The organism is Rhodococcus sp. GQ147 (assembly GCF_059759155.1).
This window is the reverse complement of the sequence record NZ_JCAXDU010000001.1, coordinates 281339-305439: the sequence shown is the minus strand read 5'-3', so window position 1 is coordinate 305439 and position 24101 is coordinate 281339. Positions and strand designations below refer to the sequence as shown.

Here is a 24101-nt window from a genome sequence, read left to right as displayed (position 1 = left end):
GATCACGATCGGCAGATGTGGACCGGTAGTCGGGGACCAGTCCACACAGATGCTCGATCGATGGGCGCCGCGAACTCTCGCGACGTCTGGTTCTGCGTACCCCCGGCGAGATCGGGGAGGGCATGACCACCAGTGCAATCGGGCCGGAATCGAGTCCGGCGGTGTCCGCAGACGCTCACCGACAGCGCGGTTCTCGCCGGTGGAATCACCGTCTACGCCGCCGTCCCGCGACCGCGCTTCTCCCGCATCTGCTGGCCGCGGCGGTCGAGCGCGATCCTTCCGGTATCGCGATGCTCTCCGAATCGGGATCGACGACCTACGCGGAACTCGACGCCGCTTCGTCACGTCTGGCGCGACTGCTGATCGGCCGTGGTATCGGCCCCGAGGACGTCGTGGCGCTGGCTTTCGTCCGGTCGCCGGAATCGGTGGTCGCCACCTGGGCCGTCGCCAAGACGGGCGCGGCCTTCGTTCCCGTCGACCCCACATACCCGCCCGATCGGGTCGAGCACATGGTGGTCGACTCCGGCGCTGTTACCGGACTGACCCTTTCGGACACCGCTTCCTCGTTGCCGGAGACCGTCGAGTGGCTGCGGATCGATGCACCGGACGTGTCGTCCGAAGCGGAGGCGCTGGCCTCGACCCCGGTGGGCTTCGACGAGCGACGCGGTCCGCTGCGACCGGACAACGCCGCCTACGTCATCTACACGTCCGGTTCGACCGGACGGCCCAAGGGTGTGGTCGTCACCCATACAGGTCTCGCGAACTTCTGTGCGGAGCAGGTCGAACGCTACGGCCTGACGGCCGATTCGCGCACCCTGCACTTCGCATCGCCGAGTTTCGACGCTTCCGTACTCGAACTGCTCCTGGCGGTCGGGGCGTCGTCGACCATGGTCGTGACGCCGCGCTCGGTCTTCGGCGGTGGCGAATTCGCAGAATTCGTTCTGCAACACGGGGTCACCCACGCCTTCATCACTCCGGCCGCGTTGTCCTCGGTGGACCCGTCCGGGCTCGGCGTGCTGAACACGGTCGTCGTCGGTGGTGAGGCATGCCCGCCCGAACTGGTGACGCGATGGGCTCCCGGACGCCGATTCTTCAACGGCTACGGCCCCACCGAGACGACGATCATGTCGAACATCTCGGACGTACTCGCTCCCGGCGACCGGGTGACGATCGGGCCCCCGATCCGCAACGTGTCGGAGTCCGTGCTGGACTCGCGTCTGCATCCGGTTCCCGCAGGTGTCGTGGGGGAACTGTACGTCTCGGGTCCGGGCGTGGCCCGCGGCTATCACGGACGTCCCGGATTGACGGCGACACGATTCGTCGCGGCTGCCGGAGGCACACGGATGTACCGCACCGGTGACGTCGTCCGTGGACCCGAAAGCGCCGATGCGGGCATCGTCTACGTGGGCCGCAACGACTTCCAGGTGAAGGTGCGCGGTTTCCGCATCGAACTCGGGGAGATCGACGCGGCGCTGTCGTCCTTCCCCGGAGTGGATTTCGCCGTCACCCTCGGCCGTCCGACACCTGCCGGGGAGACACGCCTCGTGGCGTACGTGCACGGTGCCGGTGCGGCGCTCGATGCGGATGTCCTCACCCGCCACGTCGCAGACCTGCTTCCGGCGTACATGGTTCCCGCAGCGGTCGTCGTCCTCGACCGGATTCCCCTCACCCCGTCCGGCAAGGTCGACCGCGCCGCCCTGCCGGAACCCGGGATCACGGCCACCGAGTTCCGTTCCCCCGCGACGGTATCGGAACGGGCGATCGCCGAGGTGTTCGCCGACGTGCTCGGGGTGGACCGGGTCGGGCTCGACGACAACTTCTTCGATCTCGGCGGCAACTCGCTGCTCGCGACCTCCGTCACCGGTCGTCTCCGGACACGGCTCGGAGTCACGGTCGGTGCCGCGGCGCTGTTCGAGGAACCGACCGTCGCGGGACTCGCGTGCCGCCTCGACGCCACCTCGTCCGGCGGAACGGTGCCGCTCGTCGCACGGCTCAGACCCGCACGCCTGCCCCTGTCCTACGCTCAGCAGCGCATGTGGTTCCTCAACCGCCTCGATCCCGAGTCCGCCGTCTACAACATTCCGCTGGCGGTCCGGCTCGCGGGCACCCTCGACATCGACGCGATGCGTACGGCGTTCGCCGACATCGTCGAACGTCACGAGACGCTGCGCACGGTCTACCCGGAGGTCGACGGTACCGGGGAACAGCGCATCCTCGAACCCGGGAGGGTCACGGTCGACGTGCCGGTGGAGCAGGTTCCGGCAGAGGCACTGGTCGAGCGGCTTGCGACCGTCGCCGGACGTGGTTTCGACGTGACCGCGGAGGTGCCGGTCCGCGCGCACCTGTTCGAGACCGGAACCGACGACCACGTGCTCATGCTCGTGATGCACCACATCGCCGGTGACGGCACGTCGCTCGCGCCGCTCGTGCGCGATCTCGTGACCGCGTACACCGCCCGAGCCGAAGGCCGTCCGCCGGCGTGGACGCCGCTGCCGGTGCAGTACGCCGACTACACGCTGTGGCAGCGCGAGGTCCTCGGCAGCGACGACGATCCCGGGTCCGTCGCCGGCCGGCAACTGGCGTACTGGACCGAAGCGCTCGCCGGTATCCCCGACCACCTCGACCTCGCCACCGACCACGTCCGCCCCGCCATCCTCGGCTCGGGTGGCGGCACCGTGCGCACCGAACTCGACGGCGACACCTACGAGTCGATCACCGCGCTGGCACGCCGCACCGGGACGACGCCGTTCATGGTCGTCCACGCCGCGCTCGCGGCGCTGCTGGCGCGACTGTCGAACACCCACGACGTGGTGATCGGGACGCCCGTCGCGGGTCGATCGGCACCCGAGCTCGACGACCTCGTGGGCATGTTCGTCAACATGCTCGCCCTGCGTACCGACGTCGACCTCGGCGCGTCCTTCACCGAACTGCTCGACCAGGCGCGCCGGGTGGACATCGCGGCCTTCGACCACGCCGACGTCCCGTTCGAGCGGCTCGTGGAGGTGCTCGACCCGGTTCGGTCGCCGGCGCGCCATCCCCTCTTTCAAGTGGGCCTGTCGTACCACAATTTCACCCTCGACGCGCTCGAGTTGCCGGGCCTGCGGGTCGAACCGCTCGACGCCTCGTCCTCGTCGGTCCGGTTCGACCTCCACGTCACGATCGTCGACCGCGGCGTGAACGGCGGACCCGGCGGGTTCGACATCGAATTCGGTTACGCCACGGACCTGTTCGACGAGTCGTCCGTCCGCCGCATGGTCGACCGCTATCTGCGGATCCTGTCGGTCGTCGCCGACGACGCGGACGTCGTGGTCGGCGACATCGACCTGCACGATCCCGACCAGCTCGCCGCCATGCTCGAAGCATGGGAGGCCGAGCAGGTCGCGGTGGGCCCCGGCCGGACCCTCGCCGACCTGTTCGCCGACCAGGTCCGCTCAACACCGTCGGCCTGCGCGCTCGTCGATGCGAAGAGCGAACTCACCTACAGTGAATTCGCCACGCGGGTACGCCGTCTCGCACGGATGCTGATCGAACACGGAGTCGGTCCCGAGACGGTCGTCGCCCTCCCCATCCGTCGTTCGATCGATCTCGTCGTCGCGATGTATGCCGTCGTCGAGGCCGGCGGAGCGTACCTGCCGCTCGACCCCGACCATCCCCGCGAGCGGATCGAGTACATCGTGGAGTCGGCCGACCCGGCATGTGTGCTCACCACCGGCCGCGACCGGATCGACCTCCCCGGTGACCGCCCGACGATCGAGGTCGACACGGTCGATCTCGCCGCGTACGACGGTCGCGCCCTGCGGAACTCCGACCGTCTCGCACCCCTGCGCGCCGGGAACGCGGCGTATGTGATCTACACCTCGGGCTCGACCGGCCGTCCGAAGGGAGTCGTCGTCTCGCACGAGGCGATCGTCAATCAGCTGGTCTGGAAGAAGAACGAGTACCGGCTCGGCGAGGGGGACGCGGTCCTCCTCAAGACCGCCGCGACCTTCGACCTGTCGGTGTGGGAGTTCTGGTCGGCGCCGACCTCGGGTGCGAAGCTCGTCATCGCGTCGCCCGACGGACACCGTGACCCCGCCTACCTCAACGACTTGATCCGCCGCGAGAACGTGACGACCCTGCACGTCGTCCCCTCGATGCTCGATGCGCTGCTCGACGACGCAGAAGGAGAACTGCCGGGTTCGCTACGACGCGTCCTGGCGATCGGCGAGGTACTTCCGGTCGACACCGCGGAGCGCACCCTCGAACACTCCGACACGGACCTCGTCAACCTCTACGGTCCGACCGAAGCGGCGGTCTCGGTGACAGCCCACCGAGTCACCGAGACGGCGGAAACATCCGTGCCCATCGGGTCGCCGATCCCCAACACGCAGGTGTTCGTCCTCGACGACCGCCTGCATCCGGTGCCTCCGGGTGTCGCGGGAGAGCTGTATCTCGCCGGTGCCCAGCTCGCTCGCGGTTACCTCGGGCGTCCCGAGCTCACCTCCGAACGGTTCGTGGCGAACCCGTTCGGTGCACCCGGTACGCGTCTTTATCGCACCGGCGACGTCGTGCGCTGGCGGTTCGACGACGACGGGCTGTCGGGCACGCTCGAATACCTCGATCGCGCCGACTTCCAGGTGAAGGTGCGGGGTTTCCGCATCGAACTGGGGGAGATCGAATCGGCGTTGCGTGCGCTTCCGCAGGTTCGTGACGCCGTCGTCACTGTGCAGAACGGCGATCGGATCGTGGCATTCGTGGTTCCCGTCGCCGAATCCCCCGACATCGCGTCGATCCGCGCCGCGCTGACCCGGACACTGCCGTCCTACATGGTCCCCCAGGGCTTCGTCACGCTCGACGTCCTGCCGCTCAACGCCAACGGTAAGCTCGACCGCAAGGCTCTTCCGGAAGCGGAGGTCGCCTCGGCGCCGTATCGCGCCCCGCGCAGCCGCACGGAGACGGTCGTCGCCTCGATCTACGCGGAAGTGCTCGGTACCCGGGACCGCGTGGGTCTCGACGACGACTTCTTCGGAATCGGGGGCAACTCGCTCAGCGCCGTGAAAGTCGCCGCACGCTTGCGGGACGTCCTCGACGCCCACGTCGAATTGCCCTGGCTCTTCCTGTATTCGGGCGTCGAGGAACTCGCCGCCCGGATCGATGCGCACGGTGACTCGGCGCGAGACGCACTCGGCGACTCGGCGCGAGACGCACTCGGCGACGCAGGCCTGGATCTCGTTCTACCCCTGCGTGCCGGTGGGGAGGGTGCGCCGGTGTTCTGCATCCATCCCGTGACGGGACTCGCATGGGGCTTCGCCGGTCTCGTCCCGTATCTGGGCGACCGTCCCGTCTACGGCCTGCAGTCGCCCGCCCTAGGGGCGAGTGGCGCTCTCCCCTCGAGCATCGATGCGTGGGCGGACGAGTACGCCCGGCGTATCCGGGAGATCCACCCGCACGGTCCCTACCATCTCGTCGGCTGGTCGATGGGAGGCATCCTCGCCCAGGCCGTCGCGATACGACTGCGCCGCGCCGGGCAGGAGGTTCCGACCCTCGCGCTGCTCGACGCCTACCCGGAGACACGAGGCGCTGCGGCTCCGGAGCGGGCGACCGCACCCACCGTCGCCGAGGTCCTCGGTTTCGGCAGGGACGTCCCGGAGGCCTCGGTGCCCTTCACCGAGCTCACCCCCGAGAACGCGCAGAAGATCGTCGAGGGTCTACCGGCCCCGTTCGACGTACTCACCCCGGAGCGGATCGAACGGATCGTCGAGGGTGTGCGTCACTCCTACACCCTCCTCGCGTCACATCGACCCGAGGTCTACGACGGGGACCTGACGGTCTTCGTCGCCGAGGCCGACCGCTCCGCGTCATCCGCAGAGACGTGGTACCCGTTCGTGAACGGACTGGTGACCACGCGCGAGGTCCCCGTCTCCCACTGGGACCTCGCCACCCGGAAGGCTTGGGCCGTGATCGGTCCCGCCCTCGGCCGACGGCTCGATTCGGGGCGCTGACCGGCAAGAACTCGATATCTCTGCCACATGGGGCGAACCGCCGAGGGTCGCCCCATGCGGGCGTGCCCGAGGCTCGTCGTAACATGACGCCTTGCCCCGCGATGCTCTAATGGGGCAACTGACCACCCGGTCACAACGGGTGGTCGCGGCCGAAACGGGACGTTCGAGGGAATCGGTACCAGTGGTGAGTGAGTTCTCGCGCGAGGTCGGCGGGCAGCAGGGGGACGAGGCTCGGACGAACCTCGACGACGTCCGGAACGCCGATCCGGCACGGACGGACCGCGGCAGCCGGCCCCGTCGGCGCCCTGCCCGGAGGCGCGGACCGCGTGCCGTGCTCCTTCCGCAGTTGCTGGCGGCTGCCGTGGAACGAGACCCGGCGGCCACGGCCGTGGTCTTCGGCGACCGTTCCCTGACCTACGCCGAACTCGACGCCGCGTCGTCGCGAACGGCTCGTCTCCTGATCAACCGGGGGGTCGGCCCGGAGGACGTGGTCGCGGTATCGCTCGCCCGTTCGATCGAGTCCGTGCTCGCGGTGTGGTCGGTCGCCAAGTCGGGCGCGGCATTCGTTCCCGTCGACCCGAACTATCCGGCAGACCGCATCGAGTTCATGATCGACGACTCCGGTGCACGCCTGGGTCTGACCCGGTCGGCCTCGGTGGCCGCGCTGCCCGAGACCGTCGAGTGGATCGCGCTCGACGATCCGCAGACGATCACCGATGCCGACGCTCTGCCGTCCGCTCCCGTGAGCTTCGACGAGCGGGTGCTGCCGCTGCGGGCCGAGAACCCGGCCTATGTCATCTACACCTCGGGTTCGACGGGCCGGCCGAAGGGCGTCCCCGTCACCCACACGGGCCTCGACGACCTCGCGCAGGAAGTCGCGGCACGCTTCGATCTGACACCGCAGTCGCGCGTGCTGCACGTGGCGTCGCCGAGCTTCGACGCGTCGGTCTTCGAATGGTTGATGACGATCTCCGTCGGCGCGACCATGGTCGTCGCACCGCCCACCGTGTTCGGCGGGGACGAGCTCGCCGAACTGCTACGCCGCGAGCGCGTGACGCACGCCGTGATCACCCCGGCCGTGCTGACCTCGATCGACCCGAGCACTCTGACCGATCTGGAGATGGTGCTCTCCGCTGGTGAGGCATGTCCGCCGGATGTCGTGGAGCGCTGGGCACCCGGGCGCCGATTCTTCAACGGTTACGGACCGACCGAGTCGACGATCATGACGCACTGCAGCGGGCCGCTCGAACCGGGACGGCCCGTGACGATCGGTACGCCGGTTCGCAATCTGAGCGCGTCCGTCCTCGACGCCCGCCTGAATCCGGTCGCTCCCGGCGTGGCCGGTGAACTGTACGTGTCCGGGACGGCTCTGGCCAGAGGCTATCGGGGACGCCCCGGTCTGACCGCAGAACGATTCGTCGCAGGGCCGGGCGGTACCAGGCTCTACCGTACCGGCGATCTCGTCCGTACCTCCCGCGGCACGAACGGCGAATTGATCTACCTGGGACGCAACGACTTCCAGGTCAAGATCCGCGGTTTCCGAGTCGAACTCGGTGAGATAGACGCAGCGCTCGCCGCCTGTGACGGAGTCGATTTCGCGATGACGGTGGGTCGCGAGACGCCGGCGGGTCAAGCGCAGTTGGTGTCCTACCTGCACTCCTCGGAGGGGGTGGGGATCGACACCCGCGTGGTTACCGAAGAGATATCGAACGTTCTTCCGTCGCATATGGTTCCGTCGGTGATCGTCGTACTGGACGAGATCCCGCTGACGCCGTCCGGCAAGGTCGATCGCGCGGCGCTGCCGGACCCCGATCCGGTGACCGTCGAGTTCCGCCCGCCTGTCACGGATACCGAGATCGCTGTCGCCGAGGAGTTCGCGACGCTGCTCGGCCTGGAACGGGTGGGTCTCGACGGCGACTTCTTCGATCTCGGCGGCAACTCGCTCGTGGCGACTCGGGTGGCGGCCCGGCTCGGTGAACGCCTCGACACCCGTGTGCCGGCCCGACTGTTGTTCGAGGGCTCGACCGTGGCTGCGCTCGCCGCGCTGATCGAACCCCTCGGCACCGGCGGCCGTATCCCGCTCACCGCCGGTACGCGGCCCGAGACGATTCCGCTGTCGCTCGCCCAGCAACGGATGTGGTTCCTCAGCCGGTTCGACACCGGCTCGGCAGCGAACAACATTCCCGTCGCGCTCCGGCTGCGCGGGGCGCTCGACGTCGACGCACTCCGCGCGGCGATCGCCGACCTCGTGGATCGGCACGAAACGCTCCGCACCGTCTACCCCGATCGCGACGGGGTGGGCAGTCAGGTGATCCTTCCCCCGTCGGCGGCCACCCCGACTGTGCGTGTCGAGGACGTCCCGGTCTCCGAAGTGGAGAACCGCGTCCTGCGCACCGTGTCGGCCGGTTTCGACGTGACGACGGAGGTGCCGCTGCGGCTCGAACTCCTGCGGGTCGCGCCCGACGAGCACGTCCTGGTCATCGTCGTCCACCACATCGCCGCAGACGGGGCGTCCACCGAACCGTTCGTACGCGACCTCGTCACCGCCTACCTCGCCCGCACCGCCGGAGCGGTCCCCGGCTGGCAACCGCTCGCCGTGCAGTACGCCGACTACACCCTGTGGCAGCGTGCGGTGCTCGGCTCCGAGGACGATCCTGATTCTCCGGTGGCGAAGGAGATCGCGTACTGGACGTCCGTTCTCGCCGACCTACCGGACCGGCTCGAACTCCCTACGGACCGGCCCCGGCCGGTCGAGGCGTCGGGCCGCGGCGCCACCGTCGATTTCGAGATCGATCCGGCACTGCACGCGGCCGTCGCCGAACTCGGCCGGGCAGCGGGATGTTCGCCGTTCATGGTCGTCCACGCAGCCTTCGCGGTGTTGTTGTCGAGGATCTCGGGCGCACGCGACATCGCGATCGGCACACCCGTCGCCGGGCGTGGCGAGCAGGCCCTCGACGACCTCATCGGCATGTTCGTCAACACCCTTATGCTGCGGACCGACATCACGCCCGACCTGACCTGCGCCGAGCTCCTGCACCGGGTCCGCGATACCGACATCGACGCATTCGCGCACGCCGATCTGCCGTTCGAGCGGCTCGTGGAGATCCTCGATCCGGTCCGCTCCGCGGGGCACCACCCGCTCTTCCAGGTCGCCCTGTTCTTCCAGAACATGGCGCAGCCCGAACTCGCGCTGCGCGATCTCGAGCTCGTACCGGTGGATCTCGGCGGAAGCATCGCCAAGTTCGATCTCCAGCTCACGGTGACCCCCCGGGAGGTGGACGGGCACCCCGCCGGAATCGGAGCCCAGTTCACCTACGCCACCGATCTTTTCGACGACTCGACCGTTCGCGCCCTGGCGGATCGCTTGGTGTCGGTGCTCGGAGCCTTCGCGAGCGACGCCGACATCCCGGTCGGGGAGATCGACCTGCTGACCCCGCACGAGCGTCATGCACTCACCGTCGGGGTCAACGCGACCGACCATCCGACGGACACGGGGACACTGCTGTCACGTTATCGAGCCCAGGTCGACCGCGTCCCGGGAGCGACCGCGGTCCTCTTCGGCGACGAGTCGCTCACCTATGCCGAGTTCGACGCACGCGTCAACCGACTCGCGCGGCACCTGATCTCGTCCGGGGTCGGACCCGAATCGCTCGTGGCCCTGGGGATCCGGAGGTCGATCGATCTCGTGGTCGCCATGTACGCGGTCGTCACCGCCGGCGGTGCCTACGTGCCGCTCGATCCCGACCATCCGGCCGATCGGATCGGTCACATCCTCGACACCGCCCGACCGGTGTGTGTGCTCAGCACGAGCGCGGACGCCGGCGACCTCCCCGAGGGAATCGCCCCGATCCTCCTCGACACCCTGGAGGCGGATGGGTACGACGCGCATCCTGTCCGGGAGGACGAACTGCGCGGCACCGTACAGCCCGCATCACCGGCCTACGTGATCTTCACATCGGGTTCGACGGGACGGCCGAAGGGTGTGTCCGTCCCCCACGAAGCGATCGTCAACCAGCTCGAGTGGATGGCTGCCGAGTACGACATCGCCGGGAGCGATGTGTACCTGCAGAAGACCGCCACGACCTTCGACGTCTCGCTCTGGGGCTACTTCCTGCCACTGCGCACCGGGGGCACCCTCGTCGTGGCGCCGCACGACGCCCATCGCGACCCGGCCTGGGTGGCGGATGCCGTCACACGCCACCGCGTCACCCTCACCGATTTCGTCCCGTCGATGCTCACCGTCTTCGCCGCACAGGCACCCGCCGGCAGCTGCGCGAGCCTGCGGCACGTGTTCGTCATCGGAGAGGCACTGCCGCCGGAAACGGTGTCGGCCTTCCGCCGGCTCGGCGATGCGGCGCTCCACAATCTCTACGGCCCGACCGAGGCGGCGGTCTCGGCGACCTACTGGCCGGCCGACGGCGACGGTCACTCCGTGCCGATCGGTGTGCCCGAATGGAACGTGCAGGTCTACGTCCTCGACTCGCGTCTGGCTCCCACACCCGTCGGGACGCCGGGTGAGCTGTATCTCGGCGGGGTTCAACTCGCTCGGGGTTACGAGAAGCGCCCCGACCTGTCCTCCGACAGGTTCGTCGCGAGTCCGCTCGGACGACCGGGGAGCCGGATGTACCGCACCGGCGACCTCGTGCGGTGGCGTCGTACCGCTGCGGGAGAGCTCGTCCTGGACTATCTGGGTCGCACCGACTTCCAGGTCAAGTTCCGCGGCCAGCGCATCGAGCTCGGCGAGATCGAGACGGCTCTGCTCGGCTGTGCCGAGGTATCGCAGGCAGTCGCGCTCGTCGTGCCCACATCCACCGGTGAGCAACTGGTCGCGTACGTCGTGCCGGCACCGGGACACACCGTCGACCGGGCGGCGCTGCTCGATGCGGTGAAGAAGACGTTGCCTTCCTACATGGTGCCCTCGGCCGTCGTCGCGCTCGACGAGTTCCCCTTGAACACCAGCGGAAAGCTCGACCGCAAGGCCCTGCCCGCACCGGTCTTCGAAGCACGCGAGTTCCGTGCGGCCCGTACCCCGATCGAGGAGATCGTGGCAGGTGTCTACGCCGACGTGCTCGGCGTGGCCCGGGTGGGTGCCGACGACGACTTCTTCGAACTCGGCGGCAACTCGCTCGTCGCGACGCGCGTCGCATCACGGATCTCCGACGCACTCGGCACGAGGGTCCCGGTTCGGGAACTGTTCGAATCGCCCACGGTCGCGGCGCTGGCCGTGCGCCTCGAATCACACGGAACAGGTGAGGACCGGCCCCGTCTCGAGGCCCGGCCCCGTCCCGAGCGCGTGCCACTGTCGCTCGCACAGCAGCGCATGTGGTTCCTCAACCGATTCGATCCGGAATCGCCGGCCTACAACCTGCCGGTGGCGCTCCGGATCACGGGATCTCTCGACGCCCGGGCTCTCGAAGCCGCGGTCGCTGACGTGATCGATCGGCACGAAATCCTGCGCACCGTCTACCCGGAGTCCGAGGACGGTCCGGTGCAGGTCGTGCTGCCGGCGGCCGGGTCCGTTCCCGATCTGACACCGGTCGAGATCGTCCCCGGTGATCTCGAGACCGCCGTCACCGCGCTGGCCATCGCCGGATTCGACGTCACAACCGATGCCCCGCTTCGTGCCAGGCTGTTCCGCCTGGATGCCGACGACCACGTGCTCGCGTTCGTCGTCCACCACATCAGTGCCGACGCGTCGTCGATGGCGCCGCTCACCCGCGACCTGATGACCGCGTACATGTCGCGACTCGCAGGTGAACGTCCGTCGTGGACGCCGCTGCCGGTGCAGTACGCCGACTACAGCCTGTGGCAACGCGAGGTGCTCGGCTCCGAATCCGATGCGGATTCCGTCGCGGCAGCGCAGATCCGGTACTGGGTCGAGACCCTCGACGGTCTTCCCGACCAGCTGGAACTGCCGATCGACCGTCCCCGCCCACCGGTGCAGTCCCTGCGGGGCCGCCGCGTTCCGTTGCGGATCCCGGCGGACGTGCACTCCGCGCTGTCGTCTCTCTCGCGCGAGCGCGGGGCGTCGCTGTTCATGACGTTCCATGCAGCGCTCGCGGTCCTCCTGTCACGATTGAGCGCGAGTTCCGACGTCGCGGTCGGCACGCCGATCGCGGGTCGCGGCGAGGCCCGGCTCGACGACGTCATCGGCATGTTCGTCAACACGCTCGTGTTCCGCACCCGAGTGGACGACGACGCGCGATTCGGCGAGCTCCTCGACCGCGTGCGGGAGATCGATCTCGACGCCTACGCCAATGCGGACCTGCCGTTCGAGAGGATCGTCGAGATCCTCAACCCCACCAGATCGCAGGCGCGGCACCCCCTGTTCCAGGTAGGCCTGTCGTTCCAGAACGTCGAGCGGTCGAGCCTCGAACTGCCGGGCCTGACGGTCACGGGTCTCGACATCGAGACCGAGATCTCCCAATTCGATCTGCACTTCATCGTCGCGGACCATTACGCCGAGGACGGATCGCCCCTCGGTGTCGGCGGTTTCGTCACCTACGCCACCGACCTGTTCGACGAGTCCACGGTCGTGCGGTTCACCGAAGTGCTCGAGACGGTCCTGCGCGCGGTGACCGCCGACCCGGACGTCGTGGTGGGCGACATCGATCTGCTCGGGGAGGCCGATCGGCAACGGCTCGCCGAGCTCGACGACACCGACCGGACCACGGACGGTTCCGCCACATTGGCGACCCTGTTCGACGAGCAGGTCGCACGCCGACCGGACGCGGTGGCTCTCGTATCGGGTGACAGGCACTGGACCTATGCGGAGCTCGACACCGAGGTCAACCGGCTCGCGCACATGCTGCTCGAGTGGGGTGTCGGTACGGAGGATCGTGTCGCGCTCCTCCTGCCGCGTTGTGCGGAGCTCCCCATCGCGATGTACGCGGTCGCGAAGACGGGTGCGGCATACGTACCGATCGATCCCGCGATGCCCGTGGCCCGCGTCGAGTACATCCTGGAGACGAGCGCCCCCACGGTCGTCCTCACGAACGGCGACGCTCGCCGGACCTGCGCCCTCGATCTGCCGAAGATCGTCGACCTCGACGAGATCGACACGGCCCGGTATCCGTCCGGTCCGGTACTCGACGCGCACCGGAGCTCACCGCTGCGGCCCGACGATCTCGCATACGTGATCTTCACGTCCGGGTCGACCGGCCGGCCGAAGGGCGTCGCGGTCAGCCACCGCGCCGTCACCAACCAGTTGCTCTGGAAGGCCGAGGAATTCGATCTCGGCCCCGACGACGTCGTGCTCCTCAAGACCGCCTCGACGTTCGATCTGTCGGTGTGGGAGTTCTGGTCGGCGCCCACCACAGGCGGCCGGTTGGTCGTGGCACGACCGGACGGTCATCAGGACCCGGACTATCTGCTTGCCACGATGCAGGAGCAAGGTGTCACCGTCGTGCACCTGGTGCCCTCGATGCTCGAGATGCTCATGACCGCCTCGGAGGGGTCGCTCCCCGAATCCGTGCGCGTCGTCCTCGCGATCGGTGAAGCGCTGCCGGCCACGACCGCTCGCGCGTTCCGCCGCACCCACCGTGCAGCACTGTTCAACCTCTACGGCCCGACCGAAGCCGCCGTGTCGGTCACCTCGCACGAGGTCGACGACGCGGACGAGCACGTCGTGCCCATCGGCACACCCGAATGGAACACCCGCGTCCACATCCTCGATCGGCGCCTCCATCCGGTGCCCGCCGGGGTGATCGGGGAGCTCTACCTCGCCGGTATCCAGCTCGCCCGCGGCTACCAGGATCGACCGGCCCTGACGGCGGACCGTTTCGTCGCCGACCCGTTCGGACCGGCCGGGACGCGCATGTACCGCACCGGTGATCTCGCGGTGCTCCGCACCGACGGCGAGATCGAGTACCGGGGCCGCTCCGACTTCCAGGTGAAGATCCGTGGTTTCCGCATCGAACTCGAGGAGATCGAATCGGCACTCCGTCGCCTCGACGATATCGCTGCGGCCGTCGTGACCGCGCACCACGATGCGCGTCTCGGTGATCGGCTCGTCGCGTACCTGGTTCCCGCTGCCGGTGCGGTCGTCGACACCGGCCGGGTTGCCGAGGCTCTCGCCCGGGAACTGCCCGGATACATGATCCCCGGGGCGTTCGTCGTTCTGACCGAGCTTCCGCTGACCGCCAACGGAAAGCTCCACCGCGCAGCACTTCCCGCGCCCGTCTTCGAGTCCACGGAGTTCCGCGCCCCGACCACGACGATCGAGCAGACCGTGGCCGGTGTGTTCGCAGATGTGCTCGGCGTCGACCGCATCGGTCTGGACGACGACTTCTTCGATCTCGGCGGCAACTCGTTGCTCGCCACCCAGGTCGTCGCGCGTCTCGGTAAGATGTCGGGACTGCGCGTTCCCGTCCGCGCACTGTTCGAGGCCCCCGGTGTGGGTGCGCTCGCTGCCCGCCTCGAGCAGTTCTCCGCGGTCGAACACCACGAACCTCTCGTCCCAGTGATTCGCCCGGTAGAGATACCCCTCTCGCTCGCGCAGCAGCGGATGTGGTTCGTCAACCAGTTCGACACGTCCTCGCCCGCCTACAACGTCGCTGCGGCGGTGCGGCTGTCCGGATCGCTCGACGCCGAGGCCCTGCAGCACGCCGTCGACGACATCGTGGCGCGACACGAGACCCTCCGTACGCGATATCCGCGCGGGACGGAAGGTCCGATCCAGCAGATCCTCCCGGCAGTGGAGGCCACCGTTCGCCTCGAACCCGTCGACGTGACCGAGACCGACCTGCCGGCCCGGGTACACGACATCGTCGCGCGCGGCTTCGATGTCACCACCGAGATCCCGGTCCGGCTCGCGCTGTTCCGTCTCGCCGCGACCGAGCACGTCCTCGTGACGGTGGTGCACCACATCAGCGCCGACGGCTGGTCGGTCGGGCCGCTCACGCGAGACCTCGTGGTCGCCTACAGTGCACGCTCGGCGGGCGCGGTGCCCGCCTGGGCGGCACTCCCGATCCAGTACGCCGACTTCGCTCTGTGGCAGCGACGGATGCTCGGTGCGGAGGACGATCCCGCCTCGGTTCTCGCCGGACAGGCGGCCTACTGGAAGAACGCTCTCGCCGGGATCGCCGACGAGATCGCCCTGCCCACCGATCGTCCACGCCCGCCCGTGCAGTCGATGCGAGGTGGCAAGGTGCGCTTCGTCGTCGACCCGTCGACTCATCACGGGCTCACCGAGGTCGCCCGCACGCACAACGCGACCCTGTTCATGGTGCTGCACGCCGCACTCGCCGGCTTCCTGCACCGCATCACCGGTGACGTCGACATCGCGATCGGTACGCCCGTCGCCGGCCGCGGACACGAGGAACTCGACGACCTGATCGGTATGTTCGTCAACACTCTCGTGCTGCGGACCGCGCCGCGTGGCGACCGGTCGTTCGCCGACCTGCTCGCCGAGGCACGTGAGACGGATCTCGATGCGTTCGCACACGCCGATATCCCGTTCGAGAGTCTGGTCGAGATCCTGGCGCCGGAACGGTCCACCGCGCGGCAGCCACTGTTCCAGGTCGCACTCTCCTTCGAGAACCTGGGCCGGACCGGTTTCGATCTGCCGGGCCTGAGTTTCGGCATCGTGGATTCCGATATCGACGTCGCCAAATTCGACCTGTCGCTCACCCTCGCCGAACAATTCGATCAGGCCGGCGAACCGGCCGGTATGGCGGCCGAGTTCTCGTATGCACGAGACCTGTTCGACGAGAACACGATCGACGGCTTCGCGCGTCGCTTCGTGCGTTTCCTCGACGGTGTCCTCACCGACACCGACCGGGCGATCGGCGACGTGGACATCCTCGACGCCGAGGAGCGTGCACGTCTCGCGGGAGTGCGCGGCGCCGAATCGGTCGAGCCGCAGACCCTGTCACGGCTCCTGTCGCTCGCTGTGGCGGGGGGACCGGACCGCACCGCCGTGCGTTGCGGCGACGAGGCACTGACCTATCGCGAGCTGGACGAGCAGACGAACCGTCTCGCCCGGGTGCTCCTCGACCACGGTGCAGGTCCGGAGACGTTCGTCGGCCTCGCCTTCCCACGCTCGATCGACATGATCCGGGCGGTATGGGCGGTCGCCAAGACGGGGGCGGCCTATGTGCCCATCGACCCCGACTATCCGGCCGACCGTATCGCCTACATGCTGGAGGATTCGGGAGCACGTCTCGGCGTCACCTCCTCGGCTCACGCCGGCAGGCTCCCCGACGCCGAGTGGCTCGTGCTCGACGACGACGAGTTCCGGGACAGATGCGACCGGATGTCGTCCGAACCGATCGAGGCGACGGAACTGCACGGCGCGATCCGCGTCGGTAACGCGGCCTACGTCATCTACACTTCCGGCTCCACCGGCCGGCCGAAGGGTGTCGTCTCGACCCATGCGGGTCTGGCGAATCTTGCACGCGCGCAATGCGAGACCTTCCGAATCACAGCCGACGCACGCACCCTGCAGTTCGCTTCACCGAGCTTCGATGCGTCCGTGCTCGAGATGCTGCTCGCGGTCGGAGCGGGAGCGACGATGGTGATCGTGCCGCCCGCGATCTACGGCGGCGAGGAACTTGCGGCCGTCCTGCGGCGCGAGGCCGTCACGCACGCCTTCGTCACTCCGGCCGCGCTGGCCACCGTCGATCCGTCCGGCCTCGGTGAACTCGAGGCGGTGATGGTCGGCGGCGAGGCGTACTCCTCCGATCTGGTGACCCGGTGGGGAAGCGACCGTCGGTTCTACAACGTGTACGGCCCGACCGAGACCACGTGTATCACCACCAGCTCCGAACCGCTCGTGCCGGGAGGCGCGATGCCTATCGGTCATCCGTTGCGCGGTGTGGGTGTGCACGTGCTCGATGCCCGACTGCATCCCGTCCCGCTCGGCGTCACCGGCGAACTCTACCTCTCGGGACCGGCGCTGACCCGCGGATATCACCGCCGGGCCGGGCTCACCTCGGAACGGTTCGTCGCATCCCCGTTCGGCGACGGGCAACGCCTGTACCGCACGGGCGATCTCGTCCGCTGGGCCGCAGGCGGAGAACTCGAGTACGTCGGACGTGCCGACCAGCAGGTCAAGATCCGCGGGTTCCGGATCGAACTGGGGGAGGTCGACGCGGCCTTCGTCGCACATCCGGACGTCGACTTCGCGGCTACTCTCGGGCACGAGACCGCAGCCGGCGCCGTAGTTCTCGTGACCTACGTCAAGCCGTGCGAAGCGCGGACCGTCGACACCGACGAACTGCTCGCGTTCGTGGCCAGGTCGCTGCCCGACTACATGGTGCCCACGACCGTCGTCGTCATCGACCGGGTGCCGTTGACCCCGGTGGGCAAGCTCGACAAGAAGGCCCTGCCGGAACCGGTGTTCGCTTCCGCGGAGCGTCGCGCACCGTCGACTCCGGCGGAGACCGCGATCGCCGGGATCTTCGTCGAGATCCTCGGTGTCGACGAGATCGGCGCCGACGACTCGTTCTTCGCCCTCGGCGGCGACAGTATCGTGTCCATCCAGTTCGTCGCCCGAGCCCGGGCGCTCGGATTCGAACTGAGCCCGCGCGACGTCTTCGAACGGAAGACGGTCGCGGCACTCGCCGAACTCGTCGATGCCGGGGCTGCCACGGAGGCGGGGGAGGCGGAGGCGGATCCTGCAGCCGAGGACACCGCTCCTCGGACACCCGAGATCGCGCGTGTTCGCGCAGGCGGGCACCACGGTGTCACGAGTGTCGTCATCGAGATGCCGGGCGGAGTCGACGACGACGGTCCGGCCGAGTGCCTGACCGCTGTACTTGCGGCGCATCCGCTGCTGCGTCTGGTCGTGCCGCGCGAGGTCGACGAGCCCCCGCGGGTCGTTGCCGCGTCGGCCCTCGATATCTCGAAGGTGTTGCGGCACAAGGTAGTCGAAGGCCCCCTTGCGCTCGAGGTGATCGTCGACGGCGTCGTGCGGGAGGCCGCAGACCGGCTGGACCCGGCTGCCGGCATCGTCGTGCAATTCGTCCGGGTGTCCGCCGGTGACTCCGATCTGCTCGTGGCCGTCGGCGACGCGGTCGCCGTCGACGGAGTGTCGTGGCAGGTGCTCGCCGACGATCTGGCCGCCGCCTGGACCGCCCGTGCCGCCGGTCGCGCCCCCACCGTGGCGGCCGAGAAGGTCTCGGCGCGGGCATGGTCGAACACGTTCGCGATGCCTCCTGCCGCGCCGGTGACGAGAGTCGCGACTGCGGATTCGGACGAGCGGGCCCCCCTCGGGGCCATCGTCCGTCATTCGGCCTCGGACACCGCATCCGTCTTCGCCGATCTTGCTGCGGCTTTCCGCGCCGAACCGATCGACGTGGTCGTCGCGGTCGCTGCGGTCGCGGTCACCGGCACCCGCGGGTCGACACAGGTCGATCTCGTGGTGGGCGCCGACGGGCGACGACTCGCATCTGCGGCCGGTACGTCCCGGACGGTCGGCGGTCTGCAGGTGCAGTATCCGGCGCACATCGACCTGGAGGGGGTCGGGGAACTCACCGGGCCCGAAGGGGCAGCCCCACTCGTCAAGGCCGTCAAGGAACAACTCCGTGCGGCGCTACGCCGGTCGCCCGACGACGCGGTGACGGCTGGTCCCGACACGATGGTGACCCTGCACGGCGAACCACGCGCCGGGGACATGCGCGAGGCCTGGCGGTTGTCCGCCGAGCACGGGATCCGGCCCGTCTTCCGTACCGCACCGGAACATCGGCTCGAAATCCACGCCTCGTCGGTTGCGGGGGAACTCGCCGTGACCCTCACCGCCGATCCCGCGCGCGTCCACGAAGACGAACTCGCCGACGTGATCCGGACATGGACCGCGACGGTGGACGCACTCGCCCGGTACGCGGCACAACCCGGTATCGGCGGACTCACCCCCTCCGACCTACCCCTCGTCGACGCGGATGCCGACGACATCGAGATATGGGAGCAGCGGTACCCGGGCCTCGAGGACGTGTGGCCGCTCACCCCGCTACAGCAGGGCATGTTGTTCCACGCCCTGCTCGCGAGCGACGGCGTCGACGTGTACACGACCCAGTTCGTGCTCCGTCTCCGCGGTGATCTCGACACCGCCCGCTTGCACCGGGCCGCACAGACCCTGCTCGACCGTTACCCCAATCTGTGCGCGGCGTTCACCACGACGCGCAGCGGTGTGCCGGTGCAGGTCGTGCAGCGCGGGATCGAGGTTCCGTGGCGTGAGGTGGACGTCACCGAGGCCGGCGACCCGGACGCGATCGACGCGCGCATCGAGCAGGCGAAAGCAGAGGATCTCGCAACGCATTTCGTGATGGACCGCGCCCCGCTGCTCCGGTTCACCCTGTTCCGTGCCGCCTCGGACCGTGTCGATCTGCTCGTCACGAGCCATCACATCCTCATCGACGGCTGGTCGATGCCGCTGCTGATGCGCGACATGCTCGTGCTGTACGCAGCCGACGCGGATCCGGCCGTGCTGCCGCCCGTCGCTCCCTATCGGGACTATCTCGAGTGGCTGCACGCACGGGATCACGCCGAATCGCGGGAGGCATGGAAGCGCTCGCTCGACGGCCTGGACGGTCCCACGACGATCACCACGCTCGACACCGCTCGCGGGATCGAGGCGGGCATCGGCGAAGCCGGTTTCGAACTCACGCCGGACACCACGGCGAAGCTGTCCGCGACGGCGCGTCGACTCGGCGTCACCCTCAACAGCATGGTGCAGACGGCATGGGGGCTGTTGCTCTCCCGGATGACCGACCGCGACGACGTCGTCTTCGGCGCCACCGTATCCGGACGTCCGCCACAGCTACCCGGTATCGAGTCGATGGTCGGCCTGTTCCTCAACGCCGTCCCCGTCCGGGTGCGCATCGACCCGGACGAGACCGTCGCGAACCTGGCTTCGACGGTGCAACGCGAACAGGGTGAGCTCCTCGATCACCACTATCTCGGGTTGGCCGAGATCCAGGAGTCGGCCGGTGCGGACGCACTGTTCGACTCGCTCGTGGTTTTCGAATCGTTCCCGGTGGACGCGGCCGCCCTGTCGGAGGCGCGCTCCGGCATCGGTCTCGACGTCGCCGCCGTGGACGCGGCCAGCGGCACACACTATCCGCTGACACTCATGGTGGTCGCCGACGACCGGGTTCGGGTGACGGTGAAGTATCTGGAAGACGTGATCGGCGGGACCTTCGCGCGCGACGTGGCCGGCCGGCTGGAGGTCGTGCTCGACGCGTTCGCCGAGTCGGTCGACCGGCGGATCGGGCAGCTCGACGTGTCGACCGGACACGATCGGGCGCGTCTCGACCGATGGAATGCGACGGACGTCCCCGAACTGCTCGACGAGGCGACGCTGGTGTCATTGTTCGAGGAGCAGGCGGCCCGCACCCCACAGGTTCCGGCACTCGTGTTCGAGGACACCGAGTGGGACTACGCGACCTTCGACGCGGAAGCCAACCGGCTCGCCCGGCACCTCGTCGCACTGGGCGTGGGGCCGGAGACGCTCGTCGCGGTGGCGATGCGGCGCTCGCTCGAACTGCCGCTCGCGATCTACGCGATCGTCAAGGCCGGTGGTGGGTACGTACCCATCGACCCGGATCATCCCGCCGATCGCACCGCGCTCGTACTCGATGGGGCGCGTCCCGCATGCGTCCTCACCACGAGCCGTGAGGGTGTCGACGTCGCGACGACCGTTCCGGTGATCGACGTGGATCGCCTCGACCTCGGTCACCTGCCCTCTCACCCTCTCGACGACTGCGAACGGCTCGGCTCCCTGAGGCCTGACAACACGGCCTACGTGATCTACACGTCGGGGTCGACGGGCCGTCCCAAGGGTGTCCAGATCACCCACCGGCAGGTCGCCAACCAGTTCCGCTGGGCGCAGCGCACATTCCCGCATTCTGTGGGGGATGTGGTCCTGCACAAGACTCCCGTCACCTTCGACATCTCCACATGGGAATTGTTCTGGCCGTTGCAGACCGGGGCGACGGTCGTGGTGGCCCGGCCCGACGGGCACCGCGACCCGCAGTATCTCGCCGAGACGATCCGTCGCCGGTCGGTGAGCTCGGTGCATTTCGTGCCGTCCATGCTCGATGTCTTCTGCGAGTCCGCGGATTCCGGCGACCTCGCATCGCTGAAGTACGTCTTCGCGGCCGGGGAGGAACTGACCGCCGACACCGTCGACGCCTACCGGGCGATCGGCACGGCGGCACTCGTCAACTGGTACGGCCCTGCGGAAGCAACCGTGGTCACCAGTGTGGACACGGCCCGAGTGCACGGCCGGCCGGTGCCGATCGGTGCACCGGTCGCCAACACGACGGTGCACGTACTCGACAGTCGGCTCCGGCCGGTGCCGGTCGGAAGCGTCGGCGAACTGTACGTCGGGGGAGTGCAACTCTCCCGCGGATACGCCCACGCAGCGGTTCTCACGGCGGAGCGTTTCGTCGCCGATCCCCGCAACACCGGAGCGCGGTTGTACCGCACCGGAGACCTCGTCCGGTGGAGAGAGGACGGCAGACTCGACTACCTCGGCCGGTCCGATTTCCAGGTCAAACTGCGCGGGCAGCGCATCGAGCTCGGTGAGATCGAAGCAGTGCTCGTATCGCGACCCGAGGTGGCGCGCGCCGTGGTCACCGTCGTCGCGGGACCGGACGGAGGCGACCGTCTCGCGGCCTATGTCGTCGCTGCCGAAGGAGTGTCGCTGGATGTCGGCGAACTCGCCGTGCATGCGCGGCATTCGCTGCCGTCGTACATGGTGCCTGCGGTCCTCGTGCCCTTGCACGAACTGCCGCTCAACGCCAACGGCAAGCTCGACCGGAAGGCGCTTCCCACCCCGGTGATCGACACCGTCGCGTACACGGCGCCGCGTACTCCGCTCGAGGAGCTCGTCGCAGGCGTCGTCGAGGAGGTCCTCGGCGTCGAGAAGGTCGGTGTGGACGACGACTTCTTCGCGCTCGGCGGCAACTCGTTGAATGCGACGCAGGTCGCGAGCCGGCTCCGCGACAGCGTGGGCGCCGACGTCCGCGTCCAGTGGTTGTTCACCGACCCCACCGTCGCTGCACTGGCAGGACGCATCTCGGCCGAACGCGACGCCAGCGAGGAGTTCGATCCCTTCGCCGACAGTGCGATGCAGGTGCTGCTCCCGCTCCGGGCACGCGGTTCCCGGGCACCACTGTTCTGTGTCCATCCGATGTACGGACTCGCGTGGACGTACTCGGGCCTGACCCGCTTCGTGCACGATCGGCCGATCTACGGCATCCAGTCGAAGGCGCTGTCGGAGGACGGATACCTGCCGGAGTCCCTGGCCGGGATGGCGGCGCGATACGTCGAGGAGATCCGGACGGTGCAGCCACACGGTCCGTACAACCTCATGGGCTGGTCGCTCGGTGGTGTGCTCGCGCACGAGATGGCCGTGCAACTGCAGGCGGCGGGGGAGAGCGTCGACTGCCTCGCCATGCTCGACAGCCATCTGAATCTCGATGTCGGCGACTTCCGGGGAGCGATCCGCGACGAGCTCGAACAGATCGGCGTCGTCCTCGACGACTCGGCCGACGTGACGAGCCTGTCGGACGAGCATCTCCAGCGCGTGATGGAGACCGTTCCGCAGGAGATGGTCACGCTCACCGCGGAGCGTTTCCGCAATCTGTACGAGAGTGCGCTGCGATCGGCGGAACTCATCGCGTCGCACACCCCCGGGGTGTTCGAAGGAGACCTGATGTACTTCAGCGCGGCCGATCATCCGCCCGCCCAGGACGGTGCCGCGGGACGCTGGTCGCACCTGGTGACCGGAACCATCTCGGACGTTCCGATCGACTGTGTGCACGGCGCGATGACCACACCCGAGTCGCTGGCAGCGATCGGGCCGGTGCTCGAGGAACACCTCCACAGGGAGTGGATGTAACGAGTTGCTCCCGGACGACGACGCATGTAACTGTACGTAGGCCGCCATCGGGTAGGTTCCGTTCGAGCATCGGACCGCACCGCGCCCGACGCCGACCACCACTGCCTATTCGAAAAGGTGAGAGAACCGTATGAGGCATCCGATGCGAGGATCCGGACGACTTCGCGTACTGACCGTCGGCGCGGCATGCGCAGTTTTCTCGGCTGCGTTGTCTGTGGCTCCGGCAATTGCCCAGCCGGCAGACCCTGTGGCCGAGAACCAACAGCCGCTCCAGTCGGTGACCAGCGAAAACGGCTCGAAGATCACCCGTATCGAAAACTACGGCGAGCAGCAGCTGCTCGTCTACGTCTACTCCGCCTCGATGGACAAGGAGATCCTGCTCGACGTCTGGCGTCCCGCCGACACCAGCGAGCCGCGCCCGACGCTGTATCTCCTCAACGGAGCCGGTGGTGGCGAGGACAGCGCGACCTGGCGCTTCCGCACCGACGCGATCGAGTTCATGAAGGACAAGAACGTCAACGTCGTCTCCCCGGTCGGTGGCAAATGGAGTTATTACACCGACTGGAAGGAAGAGGACCCGGTTCTCGGTGTCAACAAGTGGGAGACCTTCCTGACGAAGGAGATCCCGCCGCTGATCGACGCGGCGCTCGGTACGAACGGGATCAACGCGATCGCGGGTCTGTCGTCCTCGGGTACGTCGGTCCTGCAGCTGCCCATCGCTGCACCCGGCCTGTACCAGGGCGTCGCGGCGTACAGCGGCTGCGCCCAGACTTCCGACCCGATCGGGCAGCAGTTCGTCAAGCTCGTCGTCGAGACCTGGGGTGGCGGCGACACCCGCAACATGTGGGGTGAGTTGAACGATCCGGCCTGGGCAGAGAACGATCCCTACGTGCACGCCGAGGAGCTGCGCGGTCTCGATCTCTACATCTCCAACGGCACGGGCCTGCCGGGGCGCTACGACACCCTGAACGGTCCGGAGATCGACGGCCAGGTCGACGTGCTCGCCAACCAGATCGTGGTCGGCGGCGTCATCGAAGCGGCGACCAACTACTGCACGCACAACCTCCGTACCCGCCTCGACGAGCTGGACATCCCCGCCACCTACAACTTCCGCGACTCCGGCACCCATTCGTGGGGTTACTGGCAGGACGATCTGAAGGACTCGTGGCCGGTGCTGCAGAAGGCCCTCGGCCTCTGACCGTCCTCGTCGGTCGGTTCGTGTGACCGACCGGAAAGGCCCCTACCGCTTGGCGGGTTCTAACGGTGGTCGCAAC

At 68.3% G+C, this 24101-nt stretch carries 3 protein-coding genes; all 3 read left to right on the top strand.

The window, feature by feature from the left end; all coding sequences use genetic code 11:
- Window positions 1-122: 122 nt before the first annotated feature.
- Window positions 123-5981, top strand: a complete 5859-nt coding sequence (locus tag AC6CID_RS01435) for an amino acid adenylation domain-containing protein (RefSeq protein WP_498353484.1) — start codon at window positions 123-125, stop codon at window positions 5979-5981.
- A gap of 184 nt (window positions 5982-6165) precedes the next feature.
- Window positions 6166-22827, top strand: coding sequence for an amino acid adenylation domain-containing protein (locus tag AC6CID_RS01430; protein WP_498353483.1), 16662 nt, complete (start codon window positions 6166-6168; stop codon window positions 22825-22827).
- A gap of 142 nt (window positions 22828-22969) precedes the next feature.
- Window positions 22970-24025, top strand: coding sequence for an alpha/beta hydrolase (locus AC6CID_RS01425; protein ID WP_115311488.1), 1056 nt, complete (start codon window positions 22970-22972; stop codon window positions 24023-24025).
- The last annotated feature ends 76 nt before the right edge of the window (window positions 24026-24101 follow it).